The sequence below is a fragment of the Natronomonas moolapensis 8.8.11 genome (assembly GCF_000591055.1).
GTDB lineage: Archaea > Halobacteriota > Halobacteria > Halobacteriales > Haloarculaceae > Natronomonas > Natronomonas moolapensis.
The window spans coordinates 81,061-102,068 of record NC_020388.1; the positions used below are offsets into that span (position 1 = coordinate 81,061).

General features: G+C 65.7%; 19 protein-coding genes and 2 tRNA genes. 14 read left to right on the plus strand and 7 right to left on the minus strand.

The genetic code is table 11. The annotated features are described in order from the left end of the window. Positions 1 to 199: 199 nt before the first annotated feature. From NMLP_RS00405 to NMLP_RS00415, 3 genes are all read right to left on the minus strand, one after another. Positions 200 to 601, minus strand: a complete 402-nt coding sequence (locus tag NMLP_RS00405; protein ID WP_015408142.1) for a GNAT family N-acetyltransferase — start codon at positions 599 to 601, stop codon at positions 200 to 202. Beyond that, the gene (gene samp2, locus NMLP_RS00410; protein ID WP_015408143.1) at positions 598 to 816 is read right to left on the minus strand and encodes a ubiquitin-like small modifier protein SAMP2; all 219 of its coding nucleotides are present in this window, start codon (positions 814 to 816) and stop codon (positions 598 to 600) included. The genes NMLP_RS00405 and samp2 overlap by 4 nt, the downstream gene beginning before the upstream one ends. Before the next feature lie 83 nt (positions 817 to 899). After that, positions 900 to 1,940 carry a bactofilin family protein gene (locus NMLP_RS00415; protein ID WP_015408144.1) on the minus strand — a complete coding sequence of 347 codons (1,041 nt, stop codon included), beginning with the start codon at positions 1,938 to 1,940 and terminating at the stop codon, positions 900 to 902. 126 nt (positions 1,941 to 2,066) lie between these two features. Between NMLP_RS00415 and NMLP_RS00420 the strand changes: the two genes are divergently transcribed. The 10 genes from NMLP_RS00420 (at position 2,067) to NMLP_RS00465 (ending at position 12,708) form a co-directional block, all read left to right on the plus strand. Further along, complete coding sequence (locus tag NMLP_RS00420) at positions 2,067 to 3,041, plus strand: replication factor C small subunit (RefSeq protein ID WP_015408145.1); 975 nt, start codon at positions 2,067 to 2,069, stop codon at positions 3,039 to 3,041. Positions 3,042 to 3,127: 86 nt separating this feature from the next. Then, positions 3,128 to 4,867: a helicase C-terminal domain-containing protein gene (locus tag NMLP_RS00425; protein WP_015408146.1), complete on the plus strand. Its 1,740-nt coding sequence runs from the start codon at positions 3,128 to 3,130 to the stop codon at positions 4,865 to 4,867. Positions 4,868 to 4,910: 43 nt separating this feature from the next. Further along, positions 4,911 to 6,101, plus strand: coding sequence for an MFS transporter (locus NMLP_RS00430; protein WP_015408147.1), 1,191 nt, complete (start codon positions 4,911 to 4,913; stop codon positions 6,099 to 6,101). A gap of 153 nt (positions 6,102 to 6,254) precedes the next feature. Next, positions 6,255 to 7,364 (plus strand): pyridoxal-phosphate-dependent aminotransferase family protein, encoded by a 1,110-nt coding sequence (locus tag NMLP_RS00435; RefSeq protein WP_015408148.1) that lies wholly within the window; start codon positions 6,255 to 6,257, stop codon positions 7,362 to 7,364. Positions 7,365 to 7,460: 96 nt separating this feature from the next. Further along, positions 7,461 to 9,533 carry an NAD-dependent DNA ligase LigA gene (gene ligA / locus NMLP_RS00440; protein ID WP_015408149.1) on the plus strand — a complete coding sequence of 691 codons (2,073 nt, stop codon included), beginning with the start codon at positions 7,461 to 7,463 and terminating at the stop codon, positions 9,531 to 9,533. A gap of 215 nt (positions 9,534 to 9,748) precedes the next feature. Further along, the gene (gene pspAB, locus NMLP_RS00445; protein WP_015408150.1) at positions 9,749 to 10,351 is read left to right on the plus strand and encodes a PspA-associated protein PspAB; all 603 of its coding nucleotides are present in this window, start codon (positions 9,749 to 9,751) and stop codon (positions 10,349 to 10,351) included. Between the two features lie 133 nt (positions 10,352 to 10,484). Further along, entirely contained in the window at positions 10,485 to 11,522 is a 1,038-nt protein-coding gene (gene radA, locus NMLP_RS00450) for a DNA repair and recombination protein RadA (RefSeq protein WP_015408151.1), read from the plus strand. A 106-nt stretch (positions 11,523 to 11,628) separates the two neighbouring features. After that, a tRNA-Asp gene (locus NMLP_RS00455) sits at positions 11,629 to 11,701 on the plus strand. Between the two features lie 89 nt (positions 11,702 to 11,790). Next, the gene (locus tag NMLP_RS00460) at positions 11,791 to 12,210 is read left to right on the plus strand and encodes a group I intron-associated PD-(D/E)XK endonuclease (protein WP_015408152.1); all 420 of its coding nucleotides are present in this window, start codon (positions 11,791 to 11,793) and stop codon (positions 12,208 to 12,210) included. A gap of 42 nt (positions 12,211 to 12,252) precedes the next feature. Continuing rightward, positions 12,253 to 12,708, plus strand: a complete 456-nt coding sequence (locus NMLP_RS00465) for a pyridoxamine 5'-phosphate oxidase family protein (RefSeq protein ID WP_015408153.1) — start codon at positions 12,253 to 12,255, stop codon at positions 12,706 to 12,708. 46 nt (positions 12,709 to 12,754) lie between these two features. Here the strand turns inward: NMLP_RS00465 and NMLP_RS00470 are convergent, their stop codons facing one another. Next, entirely contained in the window at positions 12,755 to 14,059 is a 1,305-nt protein-coding gene (locus NMLP_RS00470; RefSeq protein ID WP_015408154.1) for a ribonuclease catalytic domain-containing protein, read from the minus strand. Between the two features lie 80 nt (positions 14,060 to 14,139). Beyond that, positions 14,140 to 14,445 (minus strand): DUF7562 family protein, encoded by a 306-nt coding sequence (locus NMLP_RS00475; protein WP_015408155.1) that lies wholly within the window; start codon positions 14,443 to 14,445, stop codon positions 14,140 to 14,142. Between the two features lie 97 nt (positions 14,446 to 14,542). Between NMLP_RS00475 and NMLP_RS00480 the strand changes: the two genes are divergently transcribed. Beyond that, positions 14,543 to 15,634 (plus strand): aminopeptidase, encoded by a 1,092-nt coding sequence (locus tag NMLP_RS00480; protein WP_015408156.1) that lies wholly within the window; start codon positions 14,543 to 14,545, stop codon positions 15,632 to 15,634. A 724-nt stretch (positions 15,635 to 16,358) separates the two neighbouring features. On the opposite strand, the gene NMLP_RS00485 is transcribed toward NMLP_RS00480, so the two are convergent. Further along, entirely contained in the window at positions 16,359 to 17,678 is a 1,320-nt protein-coding gene (locus NMLP_RS00485) for an RNA-guided endonuclease InsQ/TnpB family protein (protein WP_015408157.1), read from the minus strand. A 391-nt stretch (positions 17,679 to 18,069) separates the two neighbouring features. On the opposite strand from NMLP_RS00485, the gene NMLP_RS00490 reads away from it, so the two are divergent. Beyond that, complete coding sequence (locus NMLP_RS00490; protein WP_015408158.1) at positions 18,070 to 19,137, plus strand: phytoene/squalene synthase family protein; 1,068 nt, start codon at positions 18,070 to 18,072, stop codon at positions 19,135 to 19,137. 606 nt (positions 19,138 to 19,743) lie between these two features. Here the strand turns inward: NMLP_RS00490 and NMLP_RS00495 are convergent. Continuing rightward, a tRNA-Arg gene (locus NMLP_RS00495) sits at positions 19,744 to 19,847 on the minus strand. A 115-nt stretch (positions 19,848 to 19,962) separates the two neighbouring features. On the opposite strand from NMLP_RS00495, the gene NMLP_RS00500 reads away from it, so the two are divergent. Both NMLP_RS00500 and NMLP_RS00505 read left to right on the plus strand, forming a co-directional pair. Further along, the gene (locus NMLP_RS00500) at positions 19,963 to 20,499 is read left to right on the plus strand and encodes an AAA family ATPase (RefSeq protein WP_015408159.1); all 537 of its coding nucleotides are present in this window, start codon (positions 19,963 to 19,965) and stop codon (positions 20,497 to 20,499) included. Continuing rightward, a complete protein-coding gene (locus tag NMLP_RS00505; RefSeq protein WP_015408160.1) occupies positions 20,496 to 20,900 on the plus strand; it encodes an RNA-binding domain-containing protein in 405 nt (134 codons plus the stop codon). Before NMLP_RS00500 ends, NMLP_RS00505 begins: the two co-directional genes overlap by 4 nt. The last annotated feature ends 108 nt before the right edge of the window (positions 20,901 to 21,008 follow it).

Below are 21,008 nucleotides of genomic sequence, written 5' to 3' on the forward strand. Positions count from 1 at the left end.
TCGCCGCGGAGGTAGTGTTCGAACAAGGGCTCGTAGCAGCAGCCGATACTGGTGGACGAAATCACATGGAACCGATGCACGAGGAGCACGCCGTTCGACGGCGCGACCGGCGGCTCACTCGTGCGTCGTGTGTACGTTCCTTTGTCCGTCAGCATCAGTCCACCAGAAAGCGGCTGTTCACCCGGCAGAAACGGTGTGGTTATATATCGCCGCCCCCGCGGCCGCCGTCCGACCTCGCCTGTCCCGACCGCCGCCCCCGACACCGCCCGTCCGAACACCGCACATCGAACCCCAGTGCAGTATAAAAAGCCCGGACCGACGGGTCGAACCCCGCCGACAGCGAGGGGCGACGGTCGACCGCGGCCTCGACCAGCGCCGTTCCGACGCCCTGCCCGCGCCGGCCGGGGCGGACGGCGACGGCGTCGACCTCACAGCCGTCGAGGACCAACGCGCCGACGATCCGGTCGCCGGCGACGGCGACGAGCGTCGACGACCGGGCGAGGCGGCCGCGCTCGACCGTCAACAGCGCTCCCTCGAGGATCGACCGGGCGGTCACGTACTCGTCGGGCGTCGCGGGACGGACGGCGACCGCGCGGCTCACGTTCCGCCCGGCGTCGCCCCACCTTTTATAAGCCTGAGCACCTGCACCGAGTCGACCTCGATCCGACGGTCCTCCGGGACGGGGCTGTCGCCGACGAGCACGGAGGCCTCCTGCGTCGAGAGGCCGACGGCCTCGAGGACGTCGCCGTAGGTCGCGTCGGCGTCGAGTTCGAGCTCGTGGGTCCCGCCGCCGAGTACTTCACACGTCACGTCCATACACCGGGAGACGGAATCGAGTGGTTTCAGCGTGCCGTTCCGGCCGCCCGGTCGGTACGGTCGCCCGGTCGGTACGGTCGGATTTATATATCAGCCAGGCCACCCCGGCGCTGGCTCGCGAGGCGCCACAGCGACCGGAGACCGAGCGCGACCACGCCCGCGCCGACGCCGAAAACGACGACGGAGACGAGCGTCCCGAGGTACGGGACGACTCCGAGAAGCGTCACCCCGACGACCCCGACGAGGAGCGCGAGCGGGCGGTTCCCGTACTCGGTGTACGAGAGTGCGATCGATCCCACGACGTACTGCCCGTAGACGCGGGCGACCCACCCCAACACGAGCGCCGAGAGGAGTCCCCCGACGGCGAGCGGGAGGCCGACAACGGTCACGGCGAGGACGCCGACCGCGAGGAGCGCGCCGACCGCCGCCGCCAGCCCCACGCCGACGGTGTAGACCGGCTCCGCCCGCGCCGTCTCGGTCGCCGAGTCGGCAAACCGCGGCGCGACCCGGAGGAGGATCAAGCCCAAGAGGAGGTCCCCGACGACGAGGGCGGCGCCGACGACGGCGGCAAGGATCTCGGTCGGCGGCCCGAGCGCGAGGTCGCGGCCGTCCTGGATCACCCCCTCGACGGTGCCGCCCCGGTCGTCGAGGTCGCCGACGTGATTGAGGCTCCCCCCGACGGTCGCCGTCTCGGCGAGGGTGACCGACCCGGCGACCGCCGAGGCATCGCCGCCGACCCGCCCGGCGAGGGTGACGTCTCCGGCGACCGCGCCGAAGGAGCGCTCGACGTCGGCCGTCTCCCCGACACGGACCGACCCGCCGTAGACGAGGACGTTGCCGCCGACCGACCCATCGATCGCGACCGACCCGCCGTAGGCGCGGACGATCCCCGTCACTTCGCCCCCCTCGGCGATACGGACCGACCCGCCGTAGACCCGGAGGTCGCCGTCGACCGTTCCTTCGACCACGACGGTCGCGCCGGTCGCGGAGGTGTCTCCGACCGTCTCTTCGGGGCCGACCTGGACCGACCCGCCGACGAGCGTTTCCGCGGCGACCGCACCCGGGAGGAGGGCGAGCGAGACGACGAGGCCGACGAGCGCGAGGCGGGCAACGGAGCGTCGCATAGCGGTGATCTAACCGCCGCCGTGTATATGTTTTCCGCGTCTCGTCGAGCGGAGCCAGCGGCTCTCGGAGGCACACACAGCCCGCCGTCTCGGGGCCTTTATGCCCGCCCCGACCGACGTCCGGATATGAGCGAGGCCGCTGCCGAGGACCGCGGGCGGGAGATCTGGATCGAGAAGTACCGCCCGCAGGCGCTCGACGAGATCGTCGGCCACGAGGGCATCACCGAACGGCTGAAGCAGTACATAAATCAGCAAGATTTGCCGCACCTTCTGTTCGCGGGGCCGGCCGGAACAGGGAAGACCACCTCATCTATCGCCGTCGCCAAGGAGATCTACGGCGACGACTGGCGGGAGAACTTCCTCGAGTTGAACGCCTCCGACCAGCGCGGGATCGACGTGGTCCGCGACCGGATCAAAAGCTTCGCCCGCGCCTCCTTCGGCGGCTACGACCACCGGGTGATCTTCCTCGATGAAGCCGACGCCCTCACTTCTGAGGCCCAGTCAGCGCTCCGCCGGACGATGGAGCAGTTCTCCGACAACACCCGGTTTATTCTCTCGTGTAACTACTCCTCGCAGATCATCGACCCGATCCAATCGCGGTGTGCGGTGTTTCGGTTCTCGCCGCTGGGCGAGGCGGCGATCGAAGAACAGATCGAGGCCATCGCGGAGGCCGAGGGCATCGAGATCACCGACGACGGCATGGACGCGTTGGTGTACGCCGCCGCGGGCGACATGCGAAAGGCGATCAACGGGCTGCAGGCCGCCGCCGTCGTGGGCGGCGTCGTCGACGAGGAAGCCGTCTACACGATCACCTCGACGGCCCGCCCCGAGGAGATCGAGACGATGGTGTCTGCGGCGCTCGACGGCGACTTCACGGCCGCCCGCGCCCAACTCGACACGCTGTTGACCGACGTCGGGATCGCCGGCGGGGACATCATCGACCAGATGCACCGCTCGGTCTGGGAGTTCGACCTCGGCGAGCGCGAGGCCGTCCGGCTGATGGAGCGCGTCGGCGAGGCCGACTACCGGATCACGGCGGGGGCGAACGAGCAGATCCAACTGGAGGCGCTGCTCGCGTCGCTCTCGCTCGATTCTGAGTAGCCGGCAGTTCCCTCGCCGCCACTACTGTCGCCGCCCACGGCTCCGACAACCGAGCCCTTTAGCACCGGGGCAGCCTTCGATCGGGCGTGGACCCCTCCCGAATCGTCTCCGAGTTTCCCGCGCCGTCGTTCCGAGGCACACAGGAGCGGGCGCTCCGCGACATCCGCGAGGCCTTCGAGGCCGGCAACGACGTCGTCCTCGTGCGGGCGCCGACCGGGAGCGGCAAATCGCTTCTGGCCCGGGCTATCGCGGGCTGTGCCCGCCGCGACGGCGAGGGCGCGCCGAGCCTCCCGACGGGGGCGTACTACACGACGCCGCAGGTCTCCCAACTGGACGACGTCGCGGGCGACGAGTTGCTCTCGGACCTCTCGATAATCCGGGGGAAGTCGAACTACTCGTGTATCCTGCCGGGCGACACGTCGACGCCGGTCGATCGCGCGCCCTGCGCCCGCGAGCGCGGCTTCGACTGTCCGGTCCGACACCGGTGTCCGTACTTCGCCGACCGGGCGAGCGCCTCGAACGGGCCGGTCGCGGCGATGACGCTGGCGTACTTCATGCAGACCGCGGGCAGCGAGGTGTTCGGCGAGCGCGACGTCGTCGTGATCGACGAGGCCCACGGCCTCCCCGAGTGGGCCGAGATGTACGCGACGATCGAACTCTCGCCGACCACGGTCCCGGTCTGGGGGAGCTGTCGGCCCCCCGACATCGAGGACGTCTCCGACGTCGAGCCCTACGCCGAGCGCTTGCTCGACGCCTGTAGCCGCCGCCAGGAGGAACTCCGGGGGTTCGTCGAGCTGACCGAAGCACAGACCGAAGCGCGCGACCGGCTGGCGACGCTGGTCCGCGACCTCGGGTGGTTCCTCGAGGACCTTCGGGACGCCGACAGCCCGACGGTGTGGGTCGCTGACCAGTCGGACCGTGCGAGCGAGGACCCCCGCGGCGGCGCGATCTCGATCAAGCCGCTCGATCCGGCCCGGTATCTCCACCACACGGTCTGGGACCGCGGCCGCAGGTTCGCGCTGCTGTCGGCGACGATGCTCGACAAGGACGCGTTCTGCCGGGGGGCCGGTCTCGACCCCTCGACCGTCGCGCTGGTCGACGTCCCCCACACGTTCCCGGTCGAAAACCGGCCACTCTACGACGTGACCCAGGGAAAGATGACCTACGAGCACCGCGGGGAGACGCTCCCGAAGGTGGCCCGAGCGATCGCCCGGCTGATGGCGAAACACGACGACGAGAAGGGACTGATCCACGCCCACTCCTACGACATTGTCGACCGGCTCGTCGACCGTCTCGAGGCGCTCGGCGTCGGCGACCGGATCCGCCGCCACGACTCGGAGACCCGCGACGCCGCCCTCTCGGGGTGGAAACGAAGCTCCGAGCCGGACGTGTTCGTCTCCGTGAAGATGGAGGAGGCGCTCGATCTCCGGGGGGATCTCTGCCGATGGCAAGTGCTGTGTAAGGCCCCCTACCCGAACACCAACGACTCCCGGGTCGCCCGGCGGCTCGAGGACGGCCAGTGGGCGTGGTACTACCGGGCCGCTCTGCGGACGGTGATTCAGGCCTGCGGTCGGGTCGTCCGCGCGCCCGACGACCACGGCGCGACGTATCTCGCCGACGAGTCGCTGCTCGACCTCTTCGAGCGCGCCCGATCCGACATGCCGCCGTGGTTCCAAGCACAGGTCGATCGGCTCTCCCGCCCCGAGTTGCCGCCGTTCGACCCCGATTTGGCCGTCGGAAACGCCGACCGCTCTCGTGGGTCGCGCCGATCGGACGCGGAGCACATCGACGATCATCCCCTCTCGGACGTGTGGGGCGACGGGTAGCGACCCCTGCACACACAAGTAGACGGGACCCGAACCGCCCCCCGTGAGCCGAGCCGAGCGCGCCCGCCTGTCGGCGGTGGTCTTTGTCGTCCTCTTTACGCAGCTGCTGGTCTATCCCGGCGTCGACCGGCTCGTCGACGCGCTCGGCGGTGCGCCGACGATCGACGCCGGGACCGCGTTCTTGGCCGTCCAACTCGGGGCGTTCGTGCTATTTTCGGCCGTCTGGGGGGCGCTCTCGGACCGTGTCGGCTGCCGGGTCCCGTTCGTCGTCGCCGGGGCCGTCGGCGGCACCGCGGCGTATCTCGCCCTCGCGGCGCTCGTCGTCACCGACCTCGGCGACTTCCGCGTTGCGCTCGCCCTCCGGTTTCTCGAGGGCGCGTTCACGATCGGCGCGTTCTCGCTGTCGATCACGATGCTCATGGACCTCGACGGCGGCCACGGCAAAAACATGGGCGCGGCCGGCATCGCGATCGGCGGCGGGGCCGCCATCGGCGCGCCGGTCGGCGGACAGCTGTACGCGTTCGGCCCGCTGGCACCGATCCTCTTCGCGGCCGCTTTGCTTTCGGCCGTCGCCGTCGCCGTCTCGACGCTCCCCGATCGGGCCGCGGGACAACGCCAGGACGTAGCGGCGGCGTTCGACGGCCTCCGGGGGCGCACTGGACTCCTCGTCCCGTTCGCGTTCGGCTTCGCGGACCGGTTCGCAGCCGGCTTTTTCGGGCTCGTCGGAACGTTCTACTTCCGGGACGCGTTCGGGCTCGATCCCGCCGCCATCGGGCTGTTGCTCGCGTGCTTTTTTGTTCCGTTCGCGCTGTTGCAGTACCTCTTCGGCGCGCTGTCGGACCGGATCGGACGGGTGTTGCCGATCGCCGCCGGGTCGGTCGGGTTCGGCGCGGCGATCCTCGGTGTCGGCCTGGCTCCGACGGTCCCCGTCGCCGCGCTTGCGATGGTCGCGGTCGGCGTCCTCGGAGCGCTCGTCGCGCCCGCGACGATGGCGCTCGTGACCGATCTTGTCGACGCGGACCAACGCGGTGCCGCCATGGGCGGGTTCAACATCTTCGGGAGCCTCGGGTTCCTCGGCGGGATCCTCGTCGGCGGATGGCTCGCGACCCGATACGGCTACCTCGCCGCCTTCGCCGTCGCCGGCGGCCTCGAGATCGCCATCGCGACGCTCACGCTTCCGGTGCTCTTCCGGATCGTTCCCCGACCGTCCGGCGCGGAAACGGCCAGGGAGTGACTGTCGGACGCGATCCGGCGTCGCACACTGGCCGTGTCGATCGGACTCGGTGTCGGGCGTCGGTTCCCGTCGCCGGTGCGCGCCGAACGGACAGCGGGGGATCAAAAATACCATGCCTGCTCCCGCCGATAATCCGCCTATCAGGTGATTTCCGTGAGCAAAAAACGCGAGTACAAAGACGAGTATCCCGATAAGACGCTGTATCTCCCCGGTCCGACTGAGGTCCCCGACAACGTCATCGACGCGATGGCCGAGCCGGTGTTCGGCCACCGCATGGACCGGATGACGGACCTCTATACGACCATCGTCGAGGACACCAAGGAGTTCCTCGGGACCCAAAACGACGTGATCATTCTGACCGCTTCCGGCACCGAATTCTGGGAGGCGACGACGCTCAATCTCGTCGAGGATCGCATGCTCGTCCCGACCTCCGGGGCGTTCAGCGAACGGCAGGCCGACGTCGCCGAACGACTGGGCAAGGGCGTCGATCGCATCGCGTACGAGTGGGGCACGGCGGTCAAACCCGACGACGTCCGCGAGGCGCTCGAGACCAGCGACGAGGGCTACGACGTCGTCGGCATGGTAATGAACGAGACGTCGACCGGCGTCAGAAACCCCGTCGAGGAGATCGGAGACCTCCTCGGCGAGTACCCGGACACCCACTTCGTCGTCGACGCCATCTCCTGTCTCGGCGGCGATCTCGTCGACATCGAGGCACACAACATCGACTGCATCTTCACGTCGGTACAGAAGGCCTTCGCCATGCCCCCCGGGCTCGCGGTCTGCACCGTCAGCGACGAGGCCTACGAACGCGAAGTACAGACGGAGGCGTCGTCGTGGTACGGCGGGTTCCGCCGGTGCCTCGACTACTACGACCGGAAGGGACAGACACACTCGACGCCGGCGATCCCGATCATGCTCGCCTACCGCAAGCAAATGAAACGCATGCTCGAGGAGACCCACGAGGGACGCGACGAGCGTCACCGCGAAATGGCGGCGTACACCCGCGAGTGGGCCCGCGAGCACTTCGATCTCTACCCCGAGGAGGGCTATGAGTCCCAGACCGTAACGTGCATCGAGAACACGCAGGGGATCAACGTGGCCGAAACGATCGAAACGGTGAGCGAGGAGTACGATATGGTCTTCTCGAACGGGTACGGCGATATCGGGGAGGAGACGTTCCGGATCGGGCACATGGGCGAACACACTGTCGAGAGCATCGAGGCCCTGACCGACGCGATCGAGGACGTCGCGGACCTGTAGACGCTCGCCTGCCCCCGGAGCACGGCCGCCGACCGTGGAGGATCGTTCCCACCCGATGACAGTCGGTTTTTCAATACCGCGACCGAACTACGGGTGATGGACCCCCCCGAGGACAACCCCTACGTCCGGGATCCGCCGCGCTCTTTCGATCCGGTCGACGATCTCCACCCGGAGACGGCAAAACAGCAGGTCGAGCACCTTCGCGGAGCGATCCGGTATCACGACCACCGGTACTACGAACGCGCGGATCCGGCGATCTCCGATCGGGCGTACGACGCGCTCTTCGAGCGGTTGCTCGAACTCGAAGAGGCGTTCGATCTGCGCTCGGAGACCAGTCCGACGCGGCGGGTCGGCGGACGGCCGATCGACGAACTCGAAACGGTCGAACACGTCGCCCCGATGCGCTCGATCGACTCCTCCGTCGAGGCGGCCGACCTCCGGGCGTTCGACGAACGTGTTCGCGGTCAGCTGTCGGAGTCCGGCTACGACGGGCCGATCGGGTATCTCTGTGAGCCGAAGTTCGACGGGCTCTCCGTCGAGTTGGTCTACGAGGACGGCGAACTCGACCGGGCGGTCACCCGCGGTGACGGCACCGAAGGCGACGACGTGACGGCGAACGTCCGTACCATCCGATCCGTCCCGCTCGAACTGCAGGGCGATCCACCGTTGTCTCTCGCAGTGAGGGGCGAAGTGTTGATGCCGAAGGCGGCGTTTCAGGTGCACAACCGCGAGCGGATCGAGCGCGGTGACGATCCCTTTGCGAACCCACGGAACGCCGCCGCCGGGACGCTCAGACAGCTCGACCCGTCGGTCACCGCCAACCGCCCGCTCGCGTGTTTTGTCTTCGGAGTCCTCGACGACGGCGGCCGGGGGTTCGAAACCCGTCGAGAGCAGCGGACGGCCGTCGAGCGCTGGGGGTTCCGGACGGACGAACACACACGGTTCGTCGAGAGCGCCGACGGCGCGGTGGCGTTCCGCGACGAGATGCTCGATCGGCGGAACGATCTGGGCTACGAGATCGACGGCACCGTGATCAAACTCGACCGACTCGACGCCTGCGAGACGCTCGGATCGACCGCCCGTGCCCCCCGGTGGGCGTTCGCCTACAAGTTCCCGGCGCGCTCGGAGGTCACGACCGTTCGGGACATCGTCGTCCAGGTCGGACGAACCGGTCGGTTGACCCCCGTCGCTCTGTTGGATCCGGTCGACGTCTCCGGCGTCGAGGTGTCGCGGGCGACGCTACACAACCCCGACCAGATCACCGAACTCGGCGTCGACGTCGGCGACACCGTCCGGATCAAGCGCGCCGGTGACGTGATCCCGTACGTCGAGACGGTGATCGATGGCGGCGAGGGCTCCTTTCAGTTCCCGGCGTCGTGTCCGGTCTGTGAGAGCCCGATCGAGCGCGACGGCCCGATGGCGTTCTGTACCGGCGGGGTCGGCTGTCCAGCGCAACTCCGGCGGGCTATCCAACACTACGCTGCCCGGACGGGCCTCGACATCGACGGGCTCGGCGAGAAGGCGGTCGATCAACTGGTCGAGTCGGGCCTCGTCGAGCGGCTGTCGGACCTCTATTCGCTCTCGGCCGACGACCTCGTTGACCTCGACGGGTGGGGTGCGACGAGCGCCCAAAACCTGTTGGCCGCGATCGACGCGAGCCGGGAGCCAGAACTTGCAGCGTTTCTCTCCGCGATCAGCATCCCGAATGTGGGGCGGGCGACCGCCGCCGACATCGCACGCCACTTCGGAACGGTCGACTCGATCGTAGCTGCTGACGAAGTCGAACTGCGCGAAGTCGACGGGATCGGCCCGACGGTCGCGAGCGAAATCGCCGAATTCTTCAATAGCGAGCGAAACCGGGAGGTGATAGAGGAACTCCGCGAAGCCGGCGTCGAACCACAGGCGGCTGAGACTGCCGGGGGGACGCTCGAGGGGACGACGTTCGTCTTTACCGGCTCGCTCGACGGACTGTCCCGCGAGGAAGCCCACGAGCTGATCGAGCGACACGGCGGCTCGGCGACGTCGAGCGTATCGGGCAACACGGACTATCTGGTCGTCGGCGACGACCCCGGCCGGAGCAAGCGCGAGACCGCCGACGAGCACGGCGTCCCGACGCTCGACCAGTCGGCGCTCGAGACGCTGCTCGCTGACCACGGTATCGAGGTGTAGCGAACAGGCGGAACGGAGCGGTCAGTGGCCCGTGTTCCGCGGCCCCGAGGGGCGCGCTCCCGCCCAGGCGGACCACCGGCGATCGCTCAACGCATACGGGTTGTGGTCCCGTTTTCATTTATGAACCATCGGGCGAGTGCCGTGCCCGACGGCGTCGGGTCGAGTCTCGGCACCGACGGCAACTTCTATCTCCGTCCCGCCTCACGATACGAGCGATGGGTGTTTTCGATACGATCCGGCAGGCACTGGGACTCGGCGTGGAGACGGACGCGACCCGGGAGGCCGCCCCCGAGGACCTGTTCGGGATGTCGACGGCGTACCTGTCGATGGAGTCCGACCTCGGGTTCGCCCCGACGGGCGACGCCGCGCTCTGTTTCGCGGACGTCGACAGCACTGCCTTCCGGGACGCGCGCTCGGAGGTCGAAGCTGTCCTGGAGGCCGGCCGGGAGGAGACGGGGACTGTCGCGTCGTTCATCGAGGACAGCCACGGCTACAGCTGGGTCGTGTTATCCGATCCGGACTTCGAGGATCTGGTTACCAGTGTTCACTTTGCTGCGGATACCCTCATAGAGGAGGGGTTCGGCTCCCGGCTGTTGGCGGCGTTGTTTTCCTTCGAGCGGGACGGACTGACGGCGTATTGGGCGTACTCGTTCCGCCGAGGAGCGTACTACCCGTTCGTCCCCACCGGCGGCCACGAGCGCGACAGCTCCCTGGAGTTCAAACTCGAGAGCAACCTCGACGGGGAACTCGAGATCGAGGACGACACGTCATATTGGTATCCCATGTGGCCGGACGGCGACGCCCACCCCTGGGGGTGACCGAGCGCCGATGTGGCAGCATCCTGTCTAAACCTTCGGTTGGTGCGACGGCGCCTACCGGCCCCTCCCCTCGGTTTCACTTTCACCAAGCTGTTAACGAGACTTTATGTATCGGGCGGACCCAGAGGCGAGTATGGCAGCAAGCGGCGAAGACTTAGAGGAGCTCCCGGGCGTCGGCCCCGCAACGGCCGACAAACTCCGGGAGAACGGCTACGACTCGTATCAAAGCATCGCAGTCGCCGGCCCGGCGGAGCTTTCGAACACCGCCGACGTCGGCGAATCGAACGCCAACGACATCATCCAGGCCGCCCGAAACGCGGCCGACATCGGCGGCTTCGAGACCGGCGCCGACGTACTCGAACGCCGCGAACAGATCGGAAAGCTCGAGTGGCTCATCCCGGAGGTCGACGAGATGCTCGGCGGCGGCGTCGAGACCCAATCGATCACCGAGGTGTACGGCGAGTTCGGGGCCGGAAAGTCCCAGATCACCCACCAACTCGCGGTCAACGTCCAGCTCCCGAGCGAGGCCGGTGGTCTCGGCGGGCGCTGTATCTTCGTCGACAGCGAGGACACATTCAGACCCGAACGGGTCGAGGAGATGGTCCGTGGCCTTCCCGACGACGCCATCGAAGCGGCGATGGAGGATCAAGAGATCGACGGGACGCCCGACGACGACGAGGCGATGGCCGAACTCGTCCAGGCGTTCCTCGACAAGATCCACGTCGCGAAGGCGTTCAACTCCAACCACCAGATCCTGCTGGCCGAGAAAGCGAAGGAGATCGCCGCCGAGTACGAGGACGACGAGTACCCGGTTCGGCTGGTCTGTATCGACTCGCTGACCGCACACTTCCGTGCGGAGTACGTCGGCCGCGGCGAACTCGCCAACCGCCAACAGAAACTCAACAAACACCTCCACGACATCGAACGGGTGGGCAACCTCTACAACGCCGCGACGGTCGTCACGAACCAGGTCCAATCGAACCCCGACGCCTTCTTCGGCGATCCGACGAAACCGATCGGCGGCAACATCCTCGGCCACAAGTCCACGTTCCGGATGTACCTCAAAAAGTCCAAGGGGAACAAACGGATCGTCAAACTCGTCGACGCGCCGAACCTCCCGGACGGTGAAGCGGTGATGCGCGTCGAGAACGAGGGTCTCAAACCCGAATAGCGATCCCGACCGGGGGTCCGCCGCCGGTGTGCATGTGAAACCACGCCGGGGCGTCGGCCTTTGGAAAGCCTTAAGATGTAAACGGGGTTACGAGTGAGTGCAGGTAGCCCGGGTGGTGTAGTGGCCCATCATACGACCCTGTCACGGTCGTGACGCGGGTTCAAATCCCGCCTCGGGCGTTTTTGATGACTACGCTACGAGTCCCAACGCCCTACTCGTCCCGTCGACACTAGTATTCATATCTCATACCGGACCAGGCCGTTTTAGAATGAATACCAAACAGACTGGAGACACCTCCGAGGCAGCGGTCATCGCCGAGTTGATCGGGCGAGGGTACACGGTTTCGATACCGTTCGGCGATAACGACCCGTACGACCTCGTTGTCGATAGTGCGGAGAGCCTCCATCGAGTACAGGTCAAAACGGGGTGGATCGAAGACGGCTGTCTCCGGTTCAAAACCGGGTCAAAAACGACGGAAGACGGGTCGACACGGGTCACGGACTACAGCCCGGAGGACGTCGACGCGTTCGCCATCCGGTGCCGCGACACTGAGACACTGTACTGGGTTCCCATCGCAATTGCCGGCAAGAAAAACACGTACCTCCGTATCGATCCCGCACAGATCGAGCACCCGAATATCACCCGTGCTGAGGGGTTTCTTTTCGATGCTGCGTTACCGGACGTATAACTCGTCGCCAGCTAGTTAACCGACGGATGTGTACCGCCTTGTATGCCGACGTGGACCGGCGCGTGGTCGGAGGCTGAGGCCGAATCCTACCTGTGGGAGCGAGCGATACCCATCCGACTCGGCTGCCGAACGCCCTCGGGCGGCCTGTGGATGCTCTCGCTTTGGTATCAGTACCGCGACGGCGCCTTTCACTGTGCGACTGGGGCGGACGCCGACGTCGTCAGTTATCTCAGCGCCGATCCGGGGGTCTCCTTCGAGGTCTCGGACAACGAACCGCCATATAAAGGCGTTCGCGGGGCCGGAACGGCGACGGTAACGCACGACGACGACAAGGAGCAACTTGAGACGCTGTTGGTGCGGTATCTCGGTGGGACCGACAACGACCTCGCCGATCGGCTTCTCGATGCCGACCGCAAGGAGGTCCGGATCCGGATCGAACCGTCGAAACTCTACACGTGGGATTTCACCGATCGGATGAGGGACGCCGATCGGGGTTGATCCCGAATGGACGCCGATCGGAGTCCACCCGACACAAAAACCCCACCTACGCCGTGTATTCGGCGTCCTCCGGGTCGTCGACGGTCTCGAGCCCACGGTTGTTGACCGCGTGGGGGTCGAGACCGACCTCCTCGAGGAAGTCCTTGTAGATCCGCTCGCAGGTCTCGCCGTCTTTCTGTTTGTCGCTGGCGTGATCACAGAGGTCCGCGATGCCCTCGGGGACGTCGTTCGTGTGGATGATCCAGTGGTTGACGAGATCCGAGAGCCGTCGGATCGGTGAGGTGAAGTGCCCGTATATTTCGAAGTTCAGCGCGTGGTGACCGCCGAAGGGGTCCGACATGTACTTCGCCCGGGGCATCACTTTCATGACGGCCCACTGGATCTTGTTCAACTGTCGCCCGGGGGCCTCCTCCAGGGTCGCGTTGACGGCCTTTCGCGGGTCGTCCCAGGCGTCGCCCGGTATCGAGACCCCGTCGAGGTCCTGTATCTCCTGGAGCGCCTCGTCCCACTCCTGTGGGGTCGGCTGCGGGTGGACGCGGAACATCGCTTCGAGACCGCGGTTCCACTGGAGTTCGTGCGTAACGGCTTTGTTGGCCTTGAGCATACACTCCTCGATGATCGTGTGGGCGCGGTCGCGCTTGGGATTGAGAACGAGCGAGCCGTCGGTCTTTCGCTGTTCGTGGAGCTTCTCTGCGAGCTCGTATGCCAAGGCGTTCTCGTCGTGCAGCGGGGCGTCGTCGTCCTCGAGGCGGTCCTCGCAGTCGTTGTACGTCTGGCGGGCGTCGGAGTGGATGACAGACTTGTAGATGTCGATCGACTCGTGAGAGAGGGTTTCCCCGTTGATGTGCATCTCGACCGTGTGGGCGAGGCGGTCCTCGTTGGGCACGAGCGAACAGACTGTCTCCGCCAGGATCGGCGGGAGCATGTGGATCGTGTAGGCGGGGAGGTACACCGTGTTGGCGCGTTTCAGGGCCTCCTCCCACATCGAGGTGTCAGGAGTGACGTAGTGGCTCACGTCTGCGATGTGGACCCACAGGCGGTACCCCTTGTCCGTCCGCTCGATCGAGATGGCGTCGTCGAAGTCCTGGGCGTCCGCGGGGTCTGTCGTCCACGTCGTCAACTCCCGGAGGTCGCGGCGCTCTTCGAGCTCCGTCTCGATGTCCCCCTGCGGGTCGTTCGCCCTGGTCTCTGCCTCCTCCAGTACCTCGTTCGGAAACTCGTCGCGAATCTCGAACTCCTCGAAGAGCTCCTCGCGCTTGTTCGCGAGGTGGCGGGCGAGGTCCTCGTCGATCCTGACGGGACCCTGCCCCTCCGCGGTTCCGGCGTACGCCTGCTCGTCGCGGTCAGTCATATCGGTGGGTAGTGCGGTGGGACAGTTAGTCGTTGCGAGGCGGCTACCGGGCCGTCCCGCATCGGCCGGACCCGTCCGGATCAGGCGTCCCCGCTTCGATCGCCGCGTTCCTCGGCCTCACAATCGTCCTTGACGGCATCGTAGTAGCGCTCGACGAACCGACCGGCGGGGACCGATTCCGCTTCGATGTCGGCGAGCAGCGACTCGAGTCCCCTCCGCGGCTGGTGGCACAGTTCGCGATGACACGGTTTACACAGGTATTCGAACTCCTTCTCGCGGCGCTCCCAGCGGTCGCCCTCTTTGTCGTACTCGCGGGCGTCGGGCCGGTCGAGCGACGCACCGCAGGCGATGCAGGTGACCTCCTTTGGGTCCCGTCGGCCCCACATAAAGACGTCTTCGTTCGGCCGTAACTTAGTGGTATCTCTCGAAGCGGGAGCGTGAGACCATCGCAATCGTATAGTCGCCGGCGTCCACACCTCGGGTATGGACCCGCGAATCCGCGAACACGCCGAGATCGTCGTCGATCACTCCACCGGCGTCGAACCGGGCGACAACGTCGTCATCAGCGCGCCGAGCGTCGCAGAGGACCTGGCTGTCGCTCTCCACGAGACCGTCGGGGACCGGGGGGCAACGCCGGTACACCTCGCCAACGACGGCCGCGCCCGACGGGCGTACCTGCGATCGATCGACACCGAAGAGCTCTCGACGCCGACGCACGCGGAGGCGCTTTACGAGGCGAGCGACGTCCTGATCCGCATCCGGGCGGAGGCGAACGCGACCGAACAAAGCGACGTCCCCCCGGAGAAACAGGCCGCCCACTCGAAGGCCAACCAGCCGGTTCAGGAGGTCGCCCTCTCGAAGCAGTGGTGTCTCACGCAGTTCCCCTCGCAGGCGAACGCCCAACTCGCCGGTATGAGCACGGAGGGCTACGAGAACTTCGTGTGGGACGCGGTAAACAAAGACTGGGCGGCCCAGCGCGAACACCAGTCCCGGATGGTCGATATCCTCGACCCCGCGAGCGAGGTCCGGATCAAAAGCGGCGAGGTGACCGACGTGACGATGTCTATCGACGGGATGAAGACGCTCAACGACTACGGCGAAAAGAACCTCCCCGGCGGCGAGGTGTTCACGGCCCCCGTCGTCGACAGCGTCGAGGGCGCGGTCCGCTTCGACATGCCGCTGTACCACCAGGGCCGCGAGATAACCGACGCGCATCTCGTCTTCGAGGACGGCGAAGTCGTCGAGCACGCCGCCGCCGACAACGAGGAGCTGTTGACCGAAGTGCTACACACCGATCCGGGCGCGAGCCGGCTCGGCGAGCTGGGGATCGGGATGAACCGCGATATCGATACGTTCACGTACAACATGCTCTTCGACGAGAAGATGGGCGACACCGTCCACATGGCGGTCGGGCGCGCCTACGACGAATGTGTCGGCGAGGAACGGGAGGCCAACGAGTCGGCCGTCCACGTCGACATGATCGTCGACATGGCCGAGGAGTCGTTTATTCAGGTCGACGGCGACATCGTCCAGCGTGACGGGACGTTTTGCTTCGAGGACGGATTCGAAGCGTAGTTTTGTTGAACGTTTTCGACGGGCGAGCGCAGCGGAAATAAAAAAGCTCCAAGATTCGAGCAGGCTCTCCAGCATGACGGGACGTTTTGCCTTGGGGGCGGGGCCGAGGGGGAAAAGCCACTGACCGGCGAGCACGGGGCTAGACGGCGATGATTGCGCGAAAACGGAGCCGGAGGCGTGAGGCCTCCAACGGCGGAGCGAGAAACGACGGTCCGTCCCGGTGGGACGGCCCGAGTGATCCGGATGACAGGGTCAAGCGCTGAGCCCCCAGGGTTAGGGGCCGGCGTTCACCGTGGAAAACGAACCGCGACCGGGGCATACCAATCGGGTGCCGGGGTTCGGGCCGGTGCAGGACCGATCGCGGGATCGTATATGTCTGAGTCAGTGTCGACGTCGTTATCCTGCGTGACGGTACCCCTCCTGCGGACGGTTCGGTTCCGGACGGAACACCCCACCGAGTTCGATTCTTTCGAACTGCGATGGACGTGCGCCCTCTGATCTGTACTTCACACATACGGACAGACGCCGAGATGGTATAAATTTTGTGTATATTAGAATATTTGCGACACGAAGAAACAATCGGTCGAGGCATTCGCGCGTCTCCGACCGTTCGTTCGTTATGAATCTCTCAAGGCGAACGCCCCGCCCATCGCGACGGGCATTGACATCCTCCTCCGCCTGAAGGCGGCGGAATCCCACGGCACCGCACCGCTGGATTGGGATATCAGGGTTTGCAGTCCACCACCTCTTCCCGAGGTTGGAATCCTCGGGAGAGGCCATGAAGGTAGACTTTGGGCTGTGCCAACCAGCCGGTACTCCTATCCCCACCCAAATCGGGAGCAGACTCGGAGTTACTTTGCTTCAACTCGAGACGGATGTTCTCCGCCCCATTCACGTCAGCGTTGAACGCCGCGTCACACGGCTCGCAGACATACAAGCCACGTTCGACACGCTGACTCTCGTCTTCTCTACCGCAGACGCAACACGTCTTGCTCGTGTCGCGCTCTGAAACCTCTACGACTTCGACACCCTCGACTTTGGCCTTGTATTCGAGAATCGAGCTGAAGCGGTCGAACGCCCAGCCGTGCAGGTCAAGGTTCCCGTGCTTGCCCCAGTTCTTCGCCTCGCCGTTGTCGTCTTCACGGACACCAGCGAGCTTCCCGATGTTGATTCGGCCCACTCCCTTCTCAACACACCGTTCTACGATGTGTTTGGATAAGGAGTGGAAGAAGTGGGTGCGGCGCTCCGACCACTTCGCGTGGAGACGGGGCGCTTCTTCACCACCCGAGTCGTCGCACTTGGCGATTTCTTTCGGGAAGTAGTACCCGTCCTGTTTCAACCGGTTGCCGGGGTAGAGGTCAGCTTGCTCGGTGCTGTATGCGACTGCCGCGAAGTTACAGATGCCGAGGTCGATACCCGCTGTCTCGTTTCCGGGTGCGGTGGGTGTCTCAACGTCGTCCTTGCAGACGAGGTGCAGTTCCCACCGACCCTTTGAGTTGTCGTAGACGGCTCTGACCTGTTGGAGGTTCTCAACAGTGACGCCGGGGCGCGTCTCGTATTCAACAAGGATGTACTCCCATGCTTTCGGGTGTTCCTTGTGATTCGCGCCCTTTGAGAGACGGACACGGTTGTTCTTCGTGTCGTGTTTGATGCCGTTTTGCTTCCACGTCACGGTCGAACGCGGATGTTCCTCATGAACGCGGTTGCCGTGGTCGTCGTAGTAGTTTTTTTTGCGGTAGCCGGGCGGATTCGCTCGATTATCAGACTTCCTCTTTTTGTACCACGAGTTGAAGGCTTCAGCGAGTTCCTCCAGAACGCGCTGACTGGACTGCGAGTGCAATCCCTTGTACTTGATGTGACCTTTCAACTCGTCTTTGAGGTCGCTGTGGTCTGGAATCTCACCCGTATCATCCCAGTTTTGTCGAGAGTGGTAATTAGCGACGTTCCAGAGTTTGCTGGCACTCCACCCGTGCCGGTCAAGCGGGTCCTCTACCTGTGAGTGGTTGAGGATTTTCGCCCGGTGGGTTCGATGGATTTCCAGCATTCTGAACGCCTCTATAATCGCTTATACTCGCACTTATTGTAAAGGTTCGGTTTGAGAACGGTGGAATATCCAGCCGTGCTATCGGCGGTGGGTTGTGGAGGAGTTGTCGGATTCATCCTGCGGCTAAAGCCGCAGGTATTCTCCTTGCTCCCTATAACAGCGTCGGCTGTCCCGTCCGCCGTCGCCGCCGAGATACGCCGTCCGTACGGTTCGCTCCGGAGGGTCCCTGCACGGGTTATTTATTGGTCGAACGCGTATCGATCCGATACTGAGCGACGAACTCCCGCCCACCAATGAGTATTATCAGATCTGCCCAACGGACTAGCAGGCGACCGGACCGAGCAGGATCGACCGTCCCCAGACACCGCTGCCGTCGTTCGCTCGCCGTCCAATGAGCCGCGCGCTGTCGGATGATCCGGCCAGTCCGGACTACGCGTGGTGTCGAGAGGCGGTACAACGCGTCTCGCGGACGTTCGCACTGACGGTCGACGTCCTCGAAGAGCCGATGTCGAGACACATCTGTCTCGGCTATCTCCTCTGCCGGGTCGCCGATACTATCGAGGACGCGTCCCACATCGACACGGACAGACAGGCAGAACTGCTCTACATCTACGATGCGGCACTGGACCCCGGCGACCCGACGACCATCGCGGAGTTCAGGACCGCCGTCGATGCGTGGCTCCCGCCACAGGGAAAACGAAACGCCGACTGGGAAGTCGTCGCCGAGGCCCCGACGGTCGTCGCGACGTTCGACGACCTCCCCGCGGACGTCCAGGAGGCGGTTCGGCCGCCGGTCCAGGAGATGATCGACGGGATGGCGATGTTCGTCGAGCGCTACGCCGACGAGGGGGGACTCCGGATCGGCGACCGCGAGGAACTCGAGGAGTACTGCTACTACGCCGCGGGCACCGTGGGAACGCTAATAACGAACCTGCTCGCACACGGCAGCGCCGACGAACGCCGCGTCCGCACCATGCGGAACACCGCCGAGGAGTTCGGGCTGTTACTCCAGCTCGTGAACGTCTCGAAGGACGTCTACGACGACTACAGCGAAGAGAACAACGTGTATCTCCCTGCGGAGTGGCTCGAAGCCGAGGGCGTCCCCCAGGAGGCCGTCGTCGACCCCGAACACCGCGACGGCTCCGCCCGGGTGGTCGCCCGGACGGCCGACCTCGCCCGATCGTGTCTCGACGAGGCCCAGGCGTACCTCGAGGCGATGCCGCTCCGGCAGGGCAACACGCTCTCGGCGTGGCTCGTCCCGTACGTCCTCGCGGTCGGGACGCTCCGCGAACTCGACGAGCGCCCGGAGGACGCGCTCACCGACGCCGGCGTCAAAGTGTCTCGCCAGGAGGTCTTCGCGGTGCTGGAGGCGGCGTCATCGGCCAGTCGAGACACCGTCGCGGAGTTCCGGGACGTCGTCGCCCGGACGCCGTTTCACCGCGCCGGCGACGTCGAGTGACACCCCCCGTCATGAACGGCGGGGCTTTCCTCGACAGAGGGACCCCGGCTCGGAACCGGTCGGGTCCCCGCACGACTGTGTTAACGTTTCGGCGGCGGCGCGGGACGCGGGTCGTCGGACGTGCGAGCGCTGTGGTTCGCCCGGAATTTACAAATCACCCCGAAGAAATCGGGTGAACAATACGCGTCACACGCGTTCCGGCGTCGCCACTTCCCCGTTCGCTCGATTTATATAATTTAAATACACCCTTCGTCGACTCGGCATCCGCGCGAGCGAAGCGACCGAAGGGAGCGTCCGGCAGTCTTCTCCCCCAGCTGCTTATAAACCGGGCGAGGCCGAGGGCCCCGTTGACCGTGCGAACGGCGACTCTGTCGCTGTGAGCAGAGAGCGGTTCCCGCAGGCCGCCGAAGGCGACCGAGGACCCCCGACGTGATCCGGAAATCGCGATGTGACTTTCCTCACCACGGGAGAACGGAGTTCTCTCGAACGAAACTAAAAGGTGTGAGCGAGCACGGTGGGATTCGAACCCGAAGCCAGACCTTGCTTCGCTCGGTCTGCCGTGGTTCGAATCACTGTGTCGTCACTGCTCGCGTTGCTCGCAGATGACGAGCACGGTGGGATTCGAACCCACGGCCATCGGATCTCTCCCCACACCGGAACACCGGCGCGGTTAGAAGTCCGACGCTCTGTCCTAGCTGAGCTACGTGCCCTCGTGTCGAGTAGTCGTGGCCCCCTGAAAAACGATACGGGTTACACCGGCCGGAACGCCCCGGAAGCGGCGGGACAACAAAGGCTTCAAACGCGCGCTCACCCTACCGGGCGTGAATGCGAGTCATCGCAACCGTCGGATTGGCGGGCAGCGGCAAGGGCGAGTTCGCGGCCGTCGCCGAGCGGGCCGACGTGCCGGTCGTGACGATGGGCGACGTCATCCGTGCCGAGTGCCGCGAGCGCGGGTTGGATCCGGCCGAACACCACGGCGAGGTGGCGAGTGCCCTCCGCGAGGAGCGTGGGCCGGCGGCGATCGCCGAGGCTTCGCTGCCGTACGTCGAGACGGCCCTCGAGGACGCCGACACGGTCGTCGTCGACGGGGTTCGCTCTGACGTCGAGGTCGACACCTTCGAGGAGCGCTTCGGCGACGACTTCGCGCTCGTCGGGATCGAGGCCCCCTTCGAGGTGCGCAGCGAGCGGATCGACGACCGGGGGCGCGACGACGCCGAGAACGGCGAGGCGCTCGCGGCTCGTGACGAACGGGAGTTGGGCTTCGGACTCGGGAAGGCGCTCGGTCGCGCCGACGTGACGATCGAGAACACCGGCACGCTCGGGGCGTTCCGCCAGCGCGCCCGGGAGGTGCTCGAAGGGTGATCTACAGCGTCGACGTCGAGATCACGGCGCCGGTCAACGACACCGAAGTCACCGGTCGGGTCGAAGAGGCCATCACGAACCTCTTTCCGGAGGCTAACGTCGAGTCCCGCCCCGGCGAGTTGCTGGCGACGGCGCACTCGATGGAGCACTTTTCCGAACGGCTCCACGAGCAGGCGATCCTCGATACCGCCCGGGGGGCCTTCTTCGGCGGCCACGAGGGCGGTACGTTCAGTTTCGAGCTGAAAAAGCAGGCGGCGCTGCGCGGCGTCGTCAACTTCGCCGTCGGTGAAGGAAGCGAACTCGGCGAGCTCCACGTCCGGGTTCGGGTGACCGATCCCGACGTCGAGTCGTTCATCGATCACGTCGCGCCCCCGACCGAGGACGGAACGCCGATCGAGTAGTGGGGCTGTCCGGGGCCGGGCGGACTCCGCCGATCCGATACAGCCGATCCCGGGCGGACTCCGCCGATCCGATACAGCCGATCCCGGGCGGCCGAACCCTTATTGACG

What these genes read in the sequence shown, in the direction of transcription:
- NMLP_RS00485 (WP_015408157.1), bottom strand. Translation starts at nt 17,678, where the DNA reads ATGCTGGAAATCCATCGAACCCACCGGGCGAAAATCCTCAACCACTCA.
- NMLP_RS00500 (WP_015408159.1), top strand. Translation starts at nt 19,963, where the DNA reads ATGCGAGTCATCGCAACCGTCGGATTGGCGGGCAGCGGCAAGGGCGAG.
- NMLP_RS00475 (WP_015408155.1), bottom strand. Translation starts at nt 14,445, where the DNA reads ATGTGGGGCCGACGGGACCCAAAGGAGGTCACCTGCATCGCCTGCGGT.
- samp2 (WP_015408143.1), bottom strand. Translation starts at nt 816, where the DNA reads ATGGACGTGACGTGTGAAGTACTCGGCGGCGGGACCCACGAGCTCGAA.
- NMLP_RS00420 (WP_015408145.1), top strand. Translation starts at nt 2,067, where the DNA reads ATGAGCGAGGCCGCTGCCGAGGACCGCGGGCGGGAGATCTGGATCGAG.
- radA (WP_015408151.1), top strand. Translation starts at nt 10,485, where the DNA reads ATGGCAGCAAGCGGCGAAGACTTAGAGGAGCTCCCGGGCGTCGGCCCC.
- NMLP_RS00490 (WP_015408158.1), top strand. Translation starts at nt 18,070, where the DNA reads ATGAGCCGCGCGCTGTCGGATGATCCGGCCAGTCCGGACTACGCGTGG.
- ligA (WP_015408149.1), top strand. Translation starts at nt 7,461, where the DNA reads ATGGACCCCCCCGAGGACAACCCCTACGTCCGGGATCCGCCGCGCTCT.
- NMLP_RS00470 (WP_015408154.1), bottom strand. Translation starts at nt 14,059, where the DNA reads ATGACTGACCGCGACGAGCAGGCGTACGCCGGAACCGCGGAGGGGCAG.
- pspAB (WP_015408150.1), top strand. Translation starts at nt 9,749, where the DNA reads ATGGGTGTTTTCGATACGATCCGGCAGGCACTGGGACTCGGCGTGGAG.
- NMLP_RS00465 (WP_015408153.1), top strand. Translation starts at nt 12,253, where the DNA reads ATGCCGACGTGGACCGGCGCGTGGTCGGAGGCTGAGGCCGAATCCTAC.
- NMLP_RS00460 (WP_015408152.1), top strand. Translation starts at nt 11,791, where the DNA reads ATGAATACCAAACAGACTGGAGACACCTCCGAGGCAGCGGTCATCGCC.
- NMLP_RS00415 (WP_015408144.1), bottom strand. Translation starts at nt 1,940, where the DNA reads ATGCGACGCTCCGTTGCCCGCCTCGCGCTCGTCGGCCTCGTCGTCTCG.
- NMLP_RS00480 (WP_015408156.1), top strand. Translation starts at nt 14,543, where the DNA reads ATGGACCCGCGAATCCGCGAACACGCCGAGATCGTCGTCGATCACTCC.